This window comes from Acinetobacter sp. 251-1 (assembly GCF_030329305.1).
Classification (GTDB): Bacteria; Pseudomonadota; Gammaproteobacteria; order Pseudomonadales; family Moraxellaceae; genus Acinetobacter; species Acinetobacter piscicola_A.
The window spans coordinates 1-13,220 of the sequence record NZ_JACANS010000005.1 but is presented as its reverse complement, the minus strand read 5'-3'; the positions used below and the strand labels follow the sequence as shown (position 1 = coordinate 13,220).

The window sequence follows — 13,220 nt, the reverse complement described above, 5'->3', positions numbered from 1 at the left end:
AAGATTATGAATAGACAAATGCTACATAAAGGACTGCTAACAGCTCTGTTTTTATTGCCGCTACAAGGACATGCTTTGGATATTGATGCGCAGGATTATCGCCGTGCGCCTAATGGAACCAATATTTTTTTGCTGTATGGGCAATATGCAAATCGAGATGCTTATTACGCAGGCAGTGATAAAGTTAATAATGGGGAACTGGAATCACAAATCGGAATTGGTCGTTTTGTGCATTATTCCGAAATTGGTGGTATCAAAATGGCTCAACAGTTTCTTGTGCCTTTTGGTAAATTAAAAGCATCTGGTGATAGTGCGGCTTTAGGAGAATCATCGGGTGTTTTAGGCGATATCATTTTGGCCAATACTTTTTGGTTGATTGATAAACCACAGGATAAATACCTTGGTTTTACGCCTTTTTTTAGCTTTCCTACAGGCAGTTATAAAGACGAAAATGCTTTAAATATTGGCGAAAATCGTTTTAAAACCATACTCCAAGCCAGTTATTTACAGTATTGGAATGAAAAATTTGGTACCGATTTAACTGCAGATGTGACCTTTTATGGTGATAACAAAGATGATGTCAAAGGAAGAATTGAACAGGATATGGGATATCAGTTACAAGCTGATGTTTTCTATAATTTAAATCCTAAATTTACTTTGAGTGCAGGCGTGTCTTATATGGATGCAGGGGATACGACTGTTCAGGGTATTGATCATGCTGCGAGCACGCAGTCTAAGCTATGGGCAGGTACGACTTATAATATCAATCAACGGTCAAATGTGTTGATGACTGTGGGTCGTGATATTGATGTTGAGAATACCTTTAAAGAAAATTTTCGTTTTAATTTCAGATATGTCTACATCTTTTAAAGGTTTATTTTAAATGATTTTGGTCTGAAAATTAAATCACTGGGAACAAGTTATTCTTAGGGCAGAATTAATTTTAACATACCAACTCACAATATATAACTAAAAAATACTGTAATAATATGCATTTAGTTAATATGTTAAGTAGATAGGAAGGCTTTTTCTAAATAATAGAAGAGTTGGGAAATATTATTTTATATAAGGATTGGAAAAACAATGAATACTGATCTCCTCATTCATGGTGAACGAATTCAAGGTGCAGGTGAAGCTGTGGCTGTGCTTAATCCAGCAACTGAAGATATCATTACTCGCGTAAATTCAGCGACAGCAGAGCAGGTACAGCAGGCAGTGAATGCCGCAAAAACAGCATTCCAAAGTTGGAAACATACTGATGATGAAGAACTTAAAGCAAATTTACTGAAAATTGCTGCAGGTATTGAAGCAGAACGGGACAGTCTTGCGGCCTTAATTACACAGGAGCAAGGTAAGCCTTTATTTTTAGCCAACGCAGAGGTGCATTTAGGTCTGCAATGGATTCAATATATTGCTCAGCTTGATATTCCCGTAGAACATTATACAGAAGCCTCTGGCAAACAAATTCAGGTCTTTAATCGTCCATTGGGGGTAGTGGCTTCAGTGACGCCTTGGAACTGGCCATTTATGATTGCAATTTGGCATTTGTTGCCTGCATTGCGTACCAAAAATACAGTGGTCATTAAGCCGTCAGAATATACGCCGTTAAGTACCATTCGTTTGGTGGAAATTATGAATTCAGTATTGCCAAAAGGTGTGTGTAATATTGTCTTAGGTAAAGGTGATGTAGGTAAATTGTTGACAGAACATCCTGATGTGAACAAAGTTGTTTTCACAGGTTCAACCAAAACAGGAAAATTCATTTTAGGCAGTTCAGTAGACACTTTAAAAAGTGTTGTATTAGAACTCGGTGGAAACGATGTCGGTATTGTTTTGAATGATGTGAATGTGGATCAGGTTGCAGAGAAACTTTTCCAATCATCCTTCTTAAATGCAGGGCAAACTTGCGCATGCCTAAAACGCCTTTATGTACATGCGGATATTTATGACGCATTGACCCAAAAAATTGCTGCGATTGCAGACCAACAAGTGGTGGGAAATGGTTTAGAACAACAAACCAGTTTTGGGCCTGTACAAAACAAGATGCAATATCAGAAAGTCAAAGACTTGCTTGCAGACGCGTTAGACAAAGGTGCAAAAGTTTTAAATGTAGGTGCAAAGCATCCTGAAAAAGGCTATTTCATTTCACCGACAGTGGTTGTCGATATTCAAGATGGTGTGGCTTTGGTGGATGATGAGCAGTTTGGTCCAGTGCTGCCAATCGTAAAATATACAGATATTGAAGAAGTATTACGTGTAACCAATCAAAGTGAGTTTGGTTTAGGTGGCTCTGTTTGGAGCAATGACTTAGACAAAGCGCAAAGCATTGCAGCACGTATGCAAACGGGTTCTGTCTGGGTGAATAGTCACGGCGATTTATCACCTGAAGCTGCGTTCGGTGGTTGGAAACAGTCAGGTTTAGGTTATAGCTTTGGCTTGGGAGGTCTGTTGCAGTTTACCCATAAGCAATCGATTCATGTGAGTAAATTGGGATAAGCAATCGTTCCAGATGAACTTTTCATAATCACTACATGAGTGAATCTAGCTAATACAAGTATGAGGGCTAAAAAGAGAGTGGGGAAACCACTCTCTTTTTAGTATGATTTAGAATGCAGTTTAAAACTGATCAATCTTGCTTGGATTGCAAAATTTCACTCATCATTTTTCCGCCGACACCCCAGTTATTGGTATTAACTTCATCAATGATGACATCGACTGTTTCACGTGGCTTATTTAAGACTTGAACCAATAAATCTGTCGCACCTTCAATCAGTGCTTTCTTTTGTTCTATACTCATGCCTTGATCAGTGACTTTGATATTAACGATTGGCATTGAATATTCTCCTTATTGAACTTACCAAACACCTGAAGTTGAACCGCCATCGACAGGTAAAATCGTGCCAGTGACAAAGCTAGAATCTGTAAGATATATAACCGCATTGGCAATATCAGCAGGTTGTCCAACTTGATGCATCGGAGACATGCCTTTTAAAGCATTTCTCACCTCTTCATTTGCACCATGCATCGGTGTTTCAATCAGACCAGGAGCAACAGCATTCACTTGAATATTCAGTGGAGCAAGCTCTAAAGCCAATCCTTTGACTGCGCCATTTAAGCCACTTTTGGTTAAAATTGGGAGTAATGCAGGTTGCTTCGCATTGGGTTGAATTGCTAAGGCTGCTGTAATCACAACAAGTTTTCCACCAATTGTTGCCATATTTTTAGCAACAGCTTGAGAGATATAGATAAAACTGCGTAAATTGATATCAATCATACTGTTGATATCAGTTTCACTATATTCCGTTACAGGCTTACCGATAAAAATACCTGCATTATGGACAACAACATCGACGCGTGAAAATTTTGCTTGAGCAAACTGGAAAAGCTCTTCTACCGTTTTTTGTTGAGAAATATCTCCTGCAAGATAGTGAAAGTTTTCAGCATTGCCTAAGGCTTTATGTGCATTGACTAATTTATCAAGATTTAAACCTGTACCAATCACGTTGTCACCACGATTTATATATGTTTTGGCAATTTCAAAACCAATACCACCTGAAGCACCTGTGACAATCACTGTTTTTTGACGATTCATTTTCAACTCTTTACTGATTTATTTAATACAAATGTACGCTGAAGAGACAGCTTGAAAAATTGTCAATTTTGCATTTAACTTATTACATGGTGTAATGAATAAAATAAAATGAACCGACATTTCGATGATTTACAAATTGGTAGTTTAGAAATTTTTTGTTTAACTGTAGAGCTAGGAAGTTTTACAGCGGCAGCAGTGTCGTTAGGGGTGACGCCTGCGGCTGTCAGTCGGTCGATTTCACGTATTGAGGAACGTCTCGGGGCAAAATTATTTGTTCGAACAACAAGGCAATTGCGGGTCACAGAGGAGGGTAAGAATTATTATTATCATTGTAGAAAAGCACTTGAATATTTAATTGATGCAGAAAGTTTGATTTCTGGTAAGCAGCAAGAACTATCAGGAACGTTGCGTATCAGTGTCCCGACAGCCTATGCCCACTATAAATTACTACCTAATTTGTATCATTTTTCTGAGCAATATCCAAAGCTTAAGTTTGAAATTCATGTCAGCAATCAAAATGTTGATTTGATTGCACAAGATTATGATCTCGCGATTCGAGGAAATTATTTACCTGACTCTGGTCTTATTGCTCGCAAGTTGGAAGATGCCGCACTCTGTATTGTTGCGACACCAAACTATTTAAAAAAACATCCTGCACCTTTACACCCAGGGGAATTAAAAGATCATGAATGTATTCAATTTGAAATTCCGAGCACAGGTAAATCAGCAATGTGGACATTTTATGAATCAGGTGCTGAAATTTCTGTTGCAGTTCAAGGACGGATGTTATGTCAAGATGATTATTTATCGACTTTAACTTTGGTCAAAACAGGGGTTGGTTTAATGCAAGTCTATCGGTTTACCGTTGAAAAGGAGTTAAAACAAGGGAGTTTGGTCGAGGTCTTGCAGGAGTATAATCAGACCTCAAGACCATTTTATTTGCTCTATGCACAAGCAAAGTATCAACCTTTAAAAGTAAGAGTATTTATGGATTACCTCTTGAGTTCAGTGTATTGAGCATCTAATGAATGCTCTTTATAGCCTCGACAAAATAAATATAGACTGATCGAGCAGAGTAATCCAGCAATACAAATCACTAAATTCATTGCAGTGGGATCATTATTGCGAAATAAAAGACTGACGATATAGCTTAACAATGCGCCCATGAGAAATTGCAGCGACACTGCTAGACCCGATGCTGTACCTGCTTGTTGTGGCAAAAGTTTAAGCAGATTGGCAATAGAATTGGCACCAATCGCACCTGTAACGCCAACGAAAATCATTAAACCAGGAATTAAAAACTGTACGGATGTCAGTTTAAACAGAGTAATGGTTGCTAAATAAAGACCTGCGATCGCTGAAATTATTGACATGATTTTTAATAATTGAAATGCGGTATATCGACGTAAAGCTCGACTATTGATGCTGGTAAAAATAATGATTGAAAAGATATTCAGCGCAAATAAGCCTGAATACTGTTGTGGACTAAACCCGTAATAATGAATAAATACAAAAGAAGACGCTGTAATGTAGGCAAACATGCCACCAAATGAGAAGCTATTACATAATATAAAGCCCCATGCATAACGATTTTTTAAAACGCTCAAATAGTTGTCTATCAAACTCATCTGAATGCGCCTTGGTGGCGGTGCATCAATTTGAAAATTCACCCAAACCATACACAGTAAAGAATAAATGAATAGAAAAATAAAAATACCCGTCCAATTAAAATATTGAATAATGATTGCGCCTGCAAGTGGAGCAACGAGAGTCGCAATCATAGTAATAATATGCATGAGCGAGAGTATTTTAGGAATTTCTTGATTGTTAAATAAATCTCGAACAAGGGCACGTGCTAATACAGATGCGCTCGCGCCTCCCATTGCTTGCAAAAATCGAAATAAAAGTAGCTGTTCAATATGCTGTGAAAAAATACAGCCTAAAGTTGCGAATACGTACAGTACCATCCCAATTAACAACAGCTTTTTTCGACCGAAACGGTCTGAGAGTGGACCATAAATCAGCATGCCGATACTAAAACCCAATAAAAAAATGGTGATGGTTTTCTGTGTTGATGCGACAGTTGAATTTAAGTCATATGCAATTGATGGTAGTGCTGGAAGGTACATGTCAATTGATAAAGGTCCAAATGCGACTAAGGCACTGAGTAGTATAATCAGGAGCTTAGATTGTTTCTTTATAAATTCATTCATATGATTCATCAGATGTATTTAGATGGTGTTGACGATAGTCTGAAGGGGGCATCCCTGCATGCCGAATGAAAAAGCGACTGAAATAGGCTGGATCTTTAAAACCCAATTCATAACAAATTGAATTAATGGATGAGTCTGAAAAAATTAACAATCGTTTTGCCTCTTGCATCAGCCGATAGAAAATTAATTTTTTAGACGAAATATTGGCGATTCGACGACATATGTCATTCAACCGAGTTTCTGTAATTGCTAATTTTTCAGCATATTGCTGTAATGACCAATGTTCATTAAAGTGATTTTCAACCAACTGGTTAAATTGACGGAAAAATTTAAGATCTCCATTGTTATTATTGAGCTGCGGCGTAGTGACATCGTTAAAGCGCATAATCTGAATAAAAATCAAACTCACTAAACTTTTTAAAGCAGCTAATCGATTAGATTTATTGTGCTTAAATTCAATTTCAATATCATCAAAATAGCTTTGAAGTTGTTGTAAATCGGCATGATAGGATGGGTCTAAAGATTGTGTTGAAATGCATAAAGGTACGACATGCTGAACTTTAAGTTCATTGTGTAATAAAGGCCAAATGATATTCTGCTGAACAGTTAAAACATGTCCTTCACAAATGGGGTCAGTGATAAAAGCATGTACGACCGAGGGCGGGGTCATAAAGCAAACGGGAGCATCATAGACATATTTCACATCATCTAAAAACACTCGTACAGAACCTTTTGTCACGAAGTGAATTTGAAAATAGCCATCGTGACGATGAGCCAATACATTCAGCCCAAAAAATTCTTGTAGCTTCACCAGCTCTTCATAATACACATCCGAGTTAATGTACTTTTGATCGTACACTTCACCCAATTTAATATTGGGAATATATGACTGACTCATACCTTTTGTTCCATAAATAGTATGATGAATATGATTTATTCAATGAGCATACCATGCTCGTTGATAAGTTAATATATTCATTATTACCCTAATTTCTAATCATAAGTACAAATCAAGAAAAGTTATTCAGCATTTAATTTGATCTGTATAAATTAATTTATGCATATTTTTATTTTTTCTATATGTAAAACAATAAATTATGAACTGATTTTTTTAATTTAAAAGTTTTTAAGTGGAAAAAAAGCACTTATATTTCACTTAGAGATTTTTTATAAAACCATGGAAAGTACAAATTTAAGTTGGGAAAATACATTAAGTTTGCAGAAATAATCCTGAATAATAGGTTTAAATCATCAACATATTGGATGTTGATCAGCAATAAAGGATAGAGCATGTTCTAAATGATAAAGAGCATGCGTATAAGGAAAATAAGTTATGGAAAATACAATGGATTTTAATACCAGTATGGTGAGCACTGAGCCGAGTGACTCGACTCAAAGTGAGATTAAGATGTTTTATACAGAAGCAAAATCTGTGTCATCTGAAACGCCTATGTTGGAAAAAATAAAACAAATTTTGCCACAAATTGCAGCGAATGCTGAAAAAGCAGAGCAACTGCGTCAAGTCCCTGACGAAAATATTGCGCTGCTCAAAAGTATTGGATTACATCGTGCATTTCAACCCAAAGTATATGGTGGTTTGGAAATGAGCCTGCCTGAATTTGCAAATTGTATTGTGACGCTTGCAGGTGCATGTGCGGGGACGGCTTGGGCATTTAGTTTGTTATGTACACACAGCCATCAAATTGCAATGTTTCCAAAGCAATTACAAGATGAAATTTGGTTAGCAAATCCTGATGCAACAGCAAGTAGTTCCATTGCGCCTTTTGGTAAAGTTGAGGAAGTCGAAGGTGGAGTGAAACTGTCTGGCGACTATGGCTGGAGCAGTGGATGTGACCATGCTGAATATGCCATTGTCGGTTTTAATCGTTTTGATGCCGAAGGTCAAAAAATCTATTCATTTGGTGTGATTCCTCGTAAAGATTATGTCATTCATGACAATTGGTTTGCAGGTGCGATAAAAGGAAGTGGCTCAAAACAATTACAGATCCGAGATTTATTTATTCCTGAATATCGAATTCAAAAAGCCAAAGACATGATGGAAGGAAAGTCGGCAGGATTTGGTTTATATCCAGACAGTAAAATATTTTATTCTCCATATCGTCCATACTTTGCCAGTGGTTTTTCTGCAGTCAGTTTGGGTGTTGCAGAACGTATGTTGGAAGCATTTAAAGAAAAACAAAAGACCCGAATCCGAGCGTATACAGGTGCAAATTTAGGTGCATCTACGCCTGCGCTCATGCGTTTGGCTGAATCTACGCATCAGGTGGCTGCGGCACGTGCTTTCTTGGAAAAAACATGGGAAGACCATCGTGTACATGGGGAAAATAAAATTTATCCAAACGCAGAAACATTGGCATTTTGGCGTACCAACCAAGCCTATGCTGTGAAAATGTGTATTGAAGCAGTCGATCGTTTATTTGCTGCAGCAGGTGCAACCAGTTGGTTAGATGGACAAGAATTACAGCGTTTATTCCGTGATTCACATATGACAGGGGCACATGCTTATACTGATTATGATGTATGTGCACAAATTTTGGGTCGTGAGTTGATGGGTCTTGAACCAGATTCAACGATGGTTTAAGTGGAGTAATGTCAATGAACTCAATGAATATTCAAATCGAGACCGGCTTCGACTCAAAAGCTTTTCGCCGTGCACTGGGTAATTTTGCGACGGGTGTAACCATCATGACCGCACAAAATGGACAAGGTGAGAAAGTCGGTGTTACAGCCAATAGTTTTAACTCTGTTTCACTCGATCCACCGCTTATTTTGTGGAGTATAGATAAACGATCTTCAAGTTTTGCCGTTTTTGCTGAAGCGACACACTTTGCTGTAAATATTTTATCTGCTGATCATATTGAGCTATCAAATCAATTTGCTCGTTCAAAGGACGATAAATACGCTAACGTAGACTTTGATTTAGGCGCAGGCAATGCACCTTTATTAAAAGAATGTTCAGCAGTATTTGAATGCGAGCGTTATGATATTTTAGAAGGTGGAGACCATTGGATTATTCTTGGGCGAGTGGTGAATTTTCAAGACAATGGTCGTTCACCGTTGCTGTATCATCAAGGTGCATATTCTTCAGTATTGCCACATCCGAGTTTAAATGCGAAAGCTGAAAATGACGCGGAGATTTTCCCAGGTCGTTTATATAACAATCTGTATTATTTATTAACTCAAGCGGTTCGTGCCTATAGTAACGATTATCAACCCAAACAATTAGCATCAGGTTTTAGAACTAGCGAAGCGCGTATGTTGCTAGTTTTAGAAAGTAAAACAGCAACCTGTAAAGATGATTTGATTCGTGAGGTGGCTATGCCGCTGCGTGAAATTGAACAGGCAGCTGAAATCTTAGTACGTAAGGGGTTACTTGTAGATACAGGTCATGCTTATGAATTGACTGAAAAAGGCATAAAAACTGCTCAAATGCTTTATCATATTGGTGAAAGTCATCAAGAAGATGTATTTGGTCATTATTCTGAACAAGACAAAGCGCTATTCAAAAATATGTTGAAAGATCTGATTGGGATTTAGCTGCAATGGGCATTGGATTATTTCAGAATAGCGCATTAATCCATTGCCTAAAGGATATATCATTTATTGTTCTCTTCAACGTTGATATAAAACTACACACTGAGTTAAAAATATATTGTGTAAGTTAAAAGAGTCTAGAGAGTAATAGGATATGACAAGCTAAAGTAGAGTGAGAAGAGGTAATTGTGCTTTAGCTTGTATATTTATTGGATTACCCTTGTGGGGAAAATCTATATTTAAAGTATCAATAAACCCTAATATTTTACTTTAAATAAATGAGTTGAGTCATTGATTTAAAATAGAATAAATACTGTGTTGATACTCAATTAAGATAAAAATGTTTCTTGTAGGTAACGCCAAAGCATTTTGCCATTAATCTCTTCAATGAGAGCACAAGAACGACGAATGAGTATGCCTGATTCTTTCGTATGTTTTTCAGTATAGGTTAATACGATAGTGTGTTCGGATTGTGAAATAATTTCCTCATCATAGATTTCGATTTTAATATCGGGCATTTTACTTTGATTGTTTGCAAATAATTGTTTAACTTCATCAAACTTAAATTTTTTTCCTGCTGCACCAACCATTTCAAATTGTTCAGAAAAATATTGATTCAATTGTGCTAGATCTTGTTCGGCATGGCGTCCACTAAAAATTTTTTCGATAAGTACATGCATTGTATGAATACTTTCGATTGCCTGAGTTGCTGAAAGAGCCATATATATTTCCTTATGAGAACAGTTAAAAAGAATTGTTTTAGATAATAAATCAAAATTCCATGTAAATTTCAATAATAATTTTATCGATTTATATTTTACTCATTGAGATAGGATATATTAACCTTTTAAGTTTTTGATTTTATTTATTAATAAAGGACAAAGTTATCCAATTAACTCGACTCCTAACAAACATTTTAAATGTTAAAAACATGACTTTGATTTTGGAGGGGGAATCACTCAGATGTTTAGGTGAATTAAAAATCAGATGGAAGGTATGAAATTATACTTAAAAAGATATTGAAAATTACATATAAAAATGAATATATTTTTATTACTAGTTTTCAAACTAAAGCATTAGTGATGGTTTATTTGAGTTTGATCATTAATCTGATGATGAAAAAGAGTGTGAGTAAGAATTTTTTATGCAAATAAAATATCAACTTATAAGGAATATAAGTTGCCATATAAGGATAAAGCGATATGAATAATTCGACTTATAATCAAGATCAAGATAAACCCATATCCAAGATATCGAGTACTTATGCATGGTACGTTGTTTTACTTTGTATGTTGGCGTATATCTTTTCTTTTATAGATCGTCAAATTTTAGCGTTGATGATTGAACCCATTAAAGCAGATCTGAATCTAACAGATACACAATTTAGCTTATTGCATGGTCTGGCATTTTCGCTTTTTTATGCATTTATGGGAATACCTTTAGCATATTTGGCGGATCGATTTTCACGCCCCAAAATTATTGCGGTTGGTATTATTTTCTGGAGTTTTGCAACAGCATTATGTGGCTTGAGTAAAAGCTTTATTCAATTATTTTTTAGCCGAATGGGAGTAGGTGTGGGTGAAGCTGCTTTATCTCCATCTGCATACTCAATGTTTAGTGATCTATTTTCCAAGGAGAAGTTGGGTAGAGCAGTCGCTGTTTATTCGATCGGCTCTTTTGTCGGAGGTGGTGTTGCATTTCTTGTTGGAGGGTATGTCATTGGTTTATTAAAAGATATGACATTAATCCAAATTCCTGTTTTGGGGGCAGTGAAGGCTTGGCAAATGGCTTTCATTTTGGTTGGACTGCCTGGTGTTTTTATTGGTTTATTATTTCTTCTTACTGTTCGTGATCCTAAACGCAAGGGGCAGCGTTTGGATGCTCAAGGTCAAGTTGAAAAAACATCTATACGGGAAACATTCAAATTTATTAAAAAGCATGGAAAAACATTCACTTGTCATTATTTGGGTTTCACTTTTTATGCTATGGCGTTGTATTGTTTGATTAGTTGGTCACCTGCATTCTTTATGCGTAAGTTTGGCTTAACTCCAACAGAAGCAGGGTATATGTTGGGGACAGTTTTATTGATTGCGAATACATTAGGTGTTTTTTGTGCAGGCTGGCTCAATGACTTTTTTATTCAAAAAGGGCGTCAAGATGCACCAATGATTACAGGAGTAATTGGTATTGTGGGTTTAATTTTACCATTAATCGCCTTTACTCAAGTTTCTCAACAATGGTTAGCGGTGACTTTACTTGCGCCTGCGATGTTTTTTGCATCTTTCCCAATGCCAATTTCAACGACTGCTATGCAGATGTTGGCACCCAACCAATTACGCGCTCAAATTTCTGCTGTATTTCTTTTAATTAGTAATTTAGTTGCAGTCGGGATCGGGACAACTTTGGTTGCCTTAATTACAGACAAGATATTTGAAAATCCATTAATGGTGGGTTCTTCTTTATCCATCGTTGGAGCTTGTTCATGTGTTTTAGCTTATATTTTATTAAAGAAAGGTTGTGTTGCATTTAGTAATAGTATGCAAGAAGAACATTCTACTTAAAATATTTTTATTGACATGATGCATTGGAAAACACTCCTCTAGTGTTGAGTGTTTGTCCAAGGTATTTGCGTGGTTGGATGTAGAAGCCTGCTCAGTAAAATAATGAATGTTATTCAGTTATTTGCAAGTATGGAGTATTGTGATGAAAAATGCTTTAAATTTAAACCACTTGCATTATTTGGATGAATGTTTATTGTTTAGTTCAGATGACTATCAAACCATTAAAGATCAAATCAGTCATTATCTATGCCCGCATGAGTTTGATGTAGATGGAGCGCGTGATTTAAATACGAGGTTGAATGGTTTCTGTTTTGGTCATTCAGCTTTATATGATCTGAAATATAGTACATCTGTTGTGATTACGATTGATCAAACATCACAGAATTATTTATTTCGAATAACTTTGGAGGGGCAGTGTCAGGTGGGTAGTCAGCATCATCCTGTGTTGCAATCGGTAGGGATCATGACGGTCACTCATCCTAATCAAGCCCATCGGATTGTCACAGATCAGTGTTGTCGAAATATTATTTTAAAGTTAGCAAGAGAGGATGTTGAAACTCAATTATTTAAAATGTTAGGTGCAAGTCGACAGGAAATGGTGATTTTTGATCAGGCATTGTCCTGTACCAACGAGGGGATGAGTTCGATTGTTGAAACATTAAATTATTTATGTCATGCCTATTATCATATTGAAAATTGGAGTTTTATTTCAGAGAGTTTTACACAATATCTGATTGAACTCATTTTATTGAAAGTCCCTAATAATTATAGTGAGCAGTTAAATGCACAACGTTTAAATGTATTGCCGCATTATTTAAAAAAAGCACAACACTATATTGATGAAAATATTAAAAATAGCATCACTCTTGCAACCTTAAGTGAATATTGCCATGTATCGATCCGTACTTTACAAAAAGGTTTTAGTCAATATTTGCAGCAAACACCAATAGAATACATACGTGATCAGCGGCTCGCTGTCGTGCATCATGCCTTACAAGAAGCAGCTTCATCTCTCACTGTAACAGATATCCTTTTGCAATATGGTATTCAAAGTATGGGGTATTTTTCCACATTGTATAAAAAGCGTTATGGATGCCTGCCATCACAAACTTTAAAACAACAACTTTATGAGAAAGAAGCAACATCTGCGTAAATGGAATGCTTTGTGCGCATTTGGATGAGCGTGCGGCCTTTATATCTTCTATGCTGATTTTATTCATATGGTAATACCCCCATTATTAACTGAGGTCAAAATTAGAAAACTCCAAGCCCTTGTTATCGTTTAAAGTTAGGTGGTCT

General features: G+C 36.4%; 12 protein-coding genes. 7 read left to right on the top strand and 5 right to left on the bottom strand.

All coding sequences use genetic code 11. The features are described 5' to 3' along the window. The first annotated feature begins 6 nt into the window (after positions 1-6). A complete protein-coding gene (locus HX129_RS04830) occupies positions 7-870 on the top strand; it encodes a transporter (protein WP_174492324.1) in 864 nt (287 codons plus the stop codon). A 213-nt stretch (positions 871-1,083) separates the two neighbouring features. Beyond that, positions 1,084-2,496 carry an aldehyde dehydrogenase family protein gene (locus HX129_RS04825; protein ID WP_286436030.1) on the top strand — a complete coding sequence of 471 codons (1,413 nt, stop codon included), beginning with the start codon at positions 1,084-1,086 and terminating at the stop codon, positions 2,494-2,496. A 130-nt stretch (positions 2,497-2,626) separates the two neighbouring features. Here HX129_RS04825 and HX129_RS04820 read toward each other — a convergent pair whose 3' ends face one another. Together HX129_RS04820 and HX129_RS04815 are read right to left on the bottom strand one after the other, a co-directional pair. Beyond that, positions 2,627-2,833 carry a tautomerase family protein gene (locus HX129_RS04820; protein WP_286435281.1) on the bottom strand — a complete coding sequence of 69 codons (207 nt, stop codon included), beginning with the start codon at positions 2,831-2,833 and terminating at the stop codon, positions 2,627-2,629. 21 nt (positions 2,834-2,854) lie between these two features. Continuing rightward, positions 2,855-3,592, bottom strand: coding sequence for an SDR family NAD(P)-dependent oxidoreductase (locus HX129_RS04815; protein ID WP_286435282.1), 738 nt, complete (start codon positions 3,590-3,592; stop codon positions 2,855-2,857). A gap of 108 nt (positions 3,593-3,700) precedes the next feature. On the opposite strand from HX129_RS04815, the gene HX129_RS04810 reads away from it, so the two are divergent. Further along, complete coding sequence (locus HX129_RS04810; RefSeq protein WP_286435283.1) at positions 3,701-4,609, top strand: LysR family transcriptional regulator; 909 nt, start codon at positions 3,701-3,703, stop codon at positions 4,607-4,609. On the opposite strand, the gene HX129_RS04805 is transcribed toward HX129_RS04810, so the two are convergent. Both HX129_RS04805 and hpaA read right to left on the bottom strand, forming a co-directional pair. Next, positions 4,585-5,805 (bottom strand): Bcr/CflA family multidrug efflux MFS transporter, encoded by a 1,221-nt coding sequence (locus tag HX129_RS04805; RefSeq protein ID WP_286435284.1) that lies wholly within the window; start codon positions 5,803-5,805, stop codon positions 4,585-4,587. The two genes, HX129_RS04810 and HX129_RS04805, sit on opposite strands and share 25 nt — an antisense overlap. Beyond that, positions 5,798-6,703, bottom strand: coding sequence for a 4-hydroxyphenylacetate catabolism regulatory protein HpaA (gene hpaA, locus HX129_RS04800; protein WP_286435285.1), 906 nt, complete (start codon positions 6,701-6,703; stop codon positions 5,798-5,800). The genes HX129_RS04805 and hpaA overlap by 8 nt, the downstream gene beginning before the upstream one ends. Positions 6,704-7,138: 435 nt before the next feature. Here hpaA and HX129_RS04795 point away from each other — a divergent pair, with 435 nt between their 5' ends. Both HX129_RS04795 and HX129_RS04790 read left to right on the top strand, forming a co-directional pair. Then, on the top strand, positions 7,139-8,407 hold the full coding sequence (locus HX129_RS04795; protein ID WP_286435286.1) for a p-hydroxyphenylacetate 3-hydroxylase oxygenase component: 1,269 nt from the start codon (positions 7,139-7,141) through the stop codon (positions 8,405-8,407). A 14-nt stretch (positions 8,408-8,421) separates the two neighbouring features. Next, positions 8,422-9,363 (top strand): p-hydroxyphenylacetate 3-hydroxylase reductase component, encoded by a 942-nt coding sequence (locus HX129_RS04790; protein ID WP_171457454.1) that lies wholly within the window; start codon positions 8,422-8,424, stop codon positions 9,361-9,363. A 326-nt stretch (positions 9,364-9,689) separates the two neighbouring features. Here the strand turns inward: HX129_RS04790 and HX129_RS04785 are convergent, their stop codons facing one another. After that, on the bottom strand, positions 9,690-10,082 hold the full coding sequence (locus HX129_RS04785; protein ID WP_130073068.1) for a DUF4440 domain-containing protein: 393 nt from the start codon (positions 10,080-10,082) through the stop codon (positions 9,690-9,692). Positions 10,083-10,562: 480 nt separating this feature from the next. Between HX129_RS04785 and HX129_RS04780 the strand changes: the two genes are divergently transcribed. Next, on the top strand, positions 10,563-11,921 hold the full coding sequence (locus tag HX129_RS04780; protein WP_286435287.1) for a spinster family MFS transporter: 1,359 nt from the start codon (positions 10,563-10,565) through the stop codon (positions 11,919-11,921). 142 nt (positions 11,922-12,063) lie between these two features. Next, positions 12,064-13,074: an AraC family transcriptional regulator gene (locus HX129_RS04775; protein ID WP_286435288.1), complete on the top strand. Its 1,011-nt coding sequence runs from the start codon at positions 12,064-12,066 to the stop codon at positions 13,072-13,074. Positions 13,075-13,220: the final 146 nt, after the last annotated feature.